We start from the raw sequence: 3,568 nt of genomic DNA, 5'->3' as shown, positions 1-3,568 counted from the left end.
TTGTGAGGCGTTGAGCTAACCAGTACTAATTGCCCGTGAGGCTTGACCATATAACACCCAAACAATCTGCGATCCCAGGATCACAGTGGGTGCGACAGGCCGAAAGCTTGCAGAACCGCAAATTACCAAATCTGATACACTATCACTTGCCCAATTCGGGGTAGCGCCATGGCGATGCCCCAACCGAATTGCTTGACGACCATAGAGCGTTGGAACCACCTGATCCCATCCCGAACTCAGCAGTGAAACGACGCATCGCCGATGGTAGTGTGGGGCTTCCCCATGTGAGAGTAGGTCATCGTCAAGCACCTATACAGAAACCCCGATCAGCCACGCTGGTCGGGGTTTCGTCTTTTCGGTCCAAGACTCGCGGTTGCTGTCCCTGGCGTTTATCATCGTGCAGGCGTGCTGATACGAGGTGGAAATCTTGCAGTTATTACGTCTATTGGCGGACGGGCGCTTTCATTCCGGAGAGGCGCTGGGCGCGCAGCTGGGGATCAGCCGCAGTGCGGTATGGAAGCAGCTGCAGCAGCTGGAGCAGGACTATGGCGTATGTCTGCAACGGATTCGCGGTAAAGGCTACCGCCTGGAGCAGCCCCTGAGCCTGCTGTCGGCTGAGTTGCTCAGCCAGCGCTTACCGCGCCAGCGGGTCCTGATCGAGGAGCGTGTCGACTCCACCAATGCTTTGGCCCTACGCCAGCTGGGCTATCTCGAGCCTCCTTATGTGGTACTGGCCGAGGCGCAAAGCATGGGGCGGGGGCGGAGGGGGCGCCATTGGGTGAGCCCCTATGGTACGAATCTGTATTTTTCCCAGGTCATCCGCATCGATCGCTCGAGCACCCAGTTGCAGGCGCTGAGCCTCGTGGTCGGTTTGGTGGTGCTGCGCACGCTGCGCCAGCTAGGTGTGCGCGAGATTGGGCTGAAATGGCCGAATGACCTGCTGGCGTCCGGAAAGAAAATTGCGGGCATCCTGCTCGAACTCAATGGCGATCCGGCGGACATCTGCCATGTGGTGATCGGCATCGGCATCAATGCCAATATGCTGCATGAAGAGGGCATCGATCAGGCGTGGACGTCAATGCAGAGGGAGATCGGGCGCACCGTGGATCGCAACGAGCTAGCCATCGTTCTGGCCGAGCAGCTCGAGCAGGCCCTGACCATGCATCGGGAGCAGGGCTTTGCCGCCTTTCACCAGGAGTGGGAGCGCTATCACCTGTGGCAGGGGCGGGAGGTGCGCCTGATCAGTGGCGTGCACGAGGTGGCTGGCACCGCGCTGGGAGTATCTGGCGACGGAGGCCTGCGGCTGTTGGTCGAAGGCGCCGAGCAGGTGTATAGCGGCGGCGAGCTGAGCCTGAGGCTGCAGCATGATTCTTGAGCTGGATTGCGGAAATACACGGATCAAGTGGCGTGTGCTGCCGGCTGACGGCGCGGATCCCGTGCTGGAAGGGACGGCGGAAACGGCGGCCGAACTGCGTGCTCAGCTGGATAGGCTCGACGGGGCGCCGCTTCGCTGGTGCCGGATCGTCAGCGTGCGCAGCGATGAAGAGACCCGCCAGTTGCTCGACGAGGTCAGTAGGGGGGGCGAACTGCGTATCCTCCAGGCCAGTGCTGCCGTCCGGTGTGCTGGAGTGCGCAACGGTTACCGCGAGTATGCGCGTCTCGGACTGGATCGCTGGCTGGCGATCCTTGGCGGCTACCATCTGGCCGGCAAGGCCTGTCTGGTGATTGACCTGGGGACGGCCGTGACGGCAGACCTCGTCAGCGTCGATGGGCAGCATCTGGGCGGCTACATCTGTTCGGGCCTGCCGCTGATGCGTGCCCAACTGCGCGGCCACACGCGGCGGATCCGCTACGAAGACGGCGAGGCGGCACAGGCCGGTGGCGAGCTGCTGCCGGGCCGTTCCACGGCGGAGGCGGTGGAGCGCGGCTGTCTGCTGATGCTGCGTGGTTTTGTCCGCGAACAGTGTGCTGCGGCGGGAGAATTGCTGGGCGGGGATTTCGAGGTGTTCCTGACGGGAGGGGATGCCGCCTTGGTTGCCGATGTCTGGCCGCAGTCAAAATGCCGGCCGGATCTCGTATTCATCGGTTTGGCGCTGGCCTGTCCGATCGAGCGGAGTTGAGTGCATGCGCTGGGTGTTTCTGTTGTTGTTGCTTCTGAATGTCGGTCTTTTCGTCTGGCAGCATCGTCTGGCGCCCAGTGCCGGAGGTGAGCTGTCGCTGTCCATGCGGACGCCAACCGCGGCCGTTGCTCCGGCCCAGTCGCTGCGCCTGCTGGCGGAGGCTCAGCAGGCTGCCGCGACAGCAGGCATGGCCGGCACGGGCGGAAGCTCGGAGGAGTCTGTCGCGCGCTGCCTGGTACTGGGCGGCTTCAATAGCATGGAGAGGGCCCGCCAGCTCGAGCAGCGCCTGCTGAGTCTCGACATTGCCGTCCGGGTGGTATCCGCCGAGGCGTCGTTCGGCAGCGATCACTGGGTGTACATCCCGCCCCTTGCCTCGCGACAAGCCTCCCTGCGGCAGCTGCGCGAGTTGCAGGCGCGCGGAGTCGACAGCTACCTGATCACCGAGGGCGAGATGGCCAACGGCATATTGCTGGGGGTGTTCCCCCGTCTGGACGCTGCCGTGAGCGTGGCCGACAAGCTGCGAGCCAGCGGGTACGCTCCACAGCTGCGCGAACTACCGCGGATCTACCAGGAGTACTGGGTCCGGGTGGCGGAAAAGGACCAGCGCCTGGTGGATGGGGCGGTGGTGCAACGCCTGCAGGCCGACTTTTCCGATCTAAAACATCAACTTATCTCATGCTCGGGGGTTGCGCATCGCTGAAAAAGCACTTATGATGCGCACCACTTGAGACGCACTGCCAGGCAGCGCTTCGAAAGGGTCAAGAGAGATGAAAATCGCTTGACATTGGCTGGGCAGACGTTAAGAATGCCGCACCCTCTGGAGGGGTTCCCGAGTGGCCAAAGGGATCAGACTGTAAATCTGACGTCATCGACTTCGAAGGTTCGAATCCTTCCCCCTCCACCAGATTAAGCGTGAGCTGCAAGCTCCGCGGGTATAGTTCAGTGGTAGAACCTCAGCCTTCCAAGCTGATGATGCGGGTTCGATTCCCGCTACCCGCTCCAGTTTTGTTGTTCGTGCACAGCGCTTCGCTCATGTAGCTCAGCTGGTAGAGCACACCCTTGGTAAGGGTGAGGTCAGCGGTTCAAATCCGCTCATGAGCTCCAAACAGACAAAGGCAGATATGAAAATATCTGCCTTTGTTCTATGTGGGCAGTTTTTCCAGTTCCTCGACCGGAGAGTGTCTCGATGGCTAAAGAGAAATTTGAACGTTCCAAACCGCACGTCAATGTCGGCACCATCGGTCACGTCGACCATGGCAAGACCACGCTGACCGCTGCGCTGACCAAGGTCTGCGCCGAGACCTGGGGTGGTTCCGCTCGCGACTTCTCCCAGATCGACAACGCTCCGGAAGAGAAGGCGCGCGGTATCACCATCAACACCTCGCACGTCGAGTACGATTCCGCCATTCGTCACTACGCTCACGTTGACTGCCCGGGTCACGCTGACT

General features: G+C 61.4%; 4 protein-coding genes, 3 tRNA genes and 1 rRNA gene. All 8 read left to right on the top strand.

Annotated features, from left to right (window positions below; all coding sequences use genetic code 11):
- The first annotated feature begins 191 nt into the window (after positions 1–191).
- Positions 192–307: ribosomal RNA gene (rrf, locus tag RA210_RS17735) — 5S ribosomal RNA — on the top strand.
- Positions 308–424: 117 nt separating this feature from the next.
- A complete protein-coding gene (birA, locus tag RA210_RS17730) occupies positions 425–1,375 on the top strand; it encodes a bifunctional biotin--[acetyl-CoA-carboxylase] ligase/biotin operon repressor BirA (RefSeq protein WP_136491528.1) in 951 nt (316 codons plus the stop codon).
- Positions 1,365–2,120, top strand: a complete 756-nt coding sequence (locus RA210_RS17725; RefSeq protein ID WP_201487471.1) for a type III pantothenate kinase — start codon at positions 1,365–1,367, stop codon at positions 2,118–2,120. Before birA ends, RA210_RS17725 begins: the two co-directional genes overlap by 11 nt.
- 4 nt (positions 2,121–2,124) lie before the next feature.
- Entirely contained in the window at positions 2,125–2,820 is a 696-nt protein-coding gene (locus RA210_RS17720; protein ID WP_136491527.1) for an SPOR domain-containing protein, read from the top strand.
- A 119-nt stretch (positions 2,821–2,939) separates the two neighbouring features.
- A tRNA-Tyr gene (locus RA210_RS17715) sits at positions 2,940–3,024 on the top strand.
- 24 nt (positions 3,025–3,048) lie between these two features.
- Positions 3,049–3,122: transfer RNA gene (locus RA210_RS17710), tRNA-Gly, on the top strand.
- 26 nt (positions 3,123–3,148) lie between these two features.
- Positions 3,149–3,224 (top strand) — tRNA-Thr (locus tag RA210_RS17705).
- A gap of 82 nt (positions 3,225–3,306) precedes the next feature.
- Positions 3,307–3,568, top strand: a 262-nt coding sequence (locus RA210_RS17700; protein ID WP_236574798.1) for a GTP-binding protein, incomplete at its 3' end; no start/stop codon positions are given.

The organism is Pseudomonas sp. OF001 (assembly GCF_904426495.1).
Lineage (GTDB): Bacteria > Pseudomonadota > Gammaproteobacteria > Pseudomonadales > Pseudomonadaceae > Geopseudomonas.
The sequence above is the reverse complement of the archived record's forward strand: the minus strand, read 5'-3'. Positions and strand labels throughout refer to the sequence as shown.

Coding starts and splice junctions, on each gene's coding strand:
- RA210_RS17725 (WP_201487471.1), top strand. CDS start 1,365: ATGATTCTTGAGCTGGATTGCGGAAATACACGGATCAAGTGGCGTGTG.
- RA210_RS17720 (WP_136491527.1), top strand. CDS start 2,125: ATGCGCTGGGTGTTTCTGTTGTTGTTGCTTCTGAATGTCGGTCTTTTC.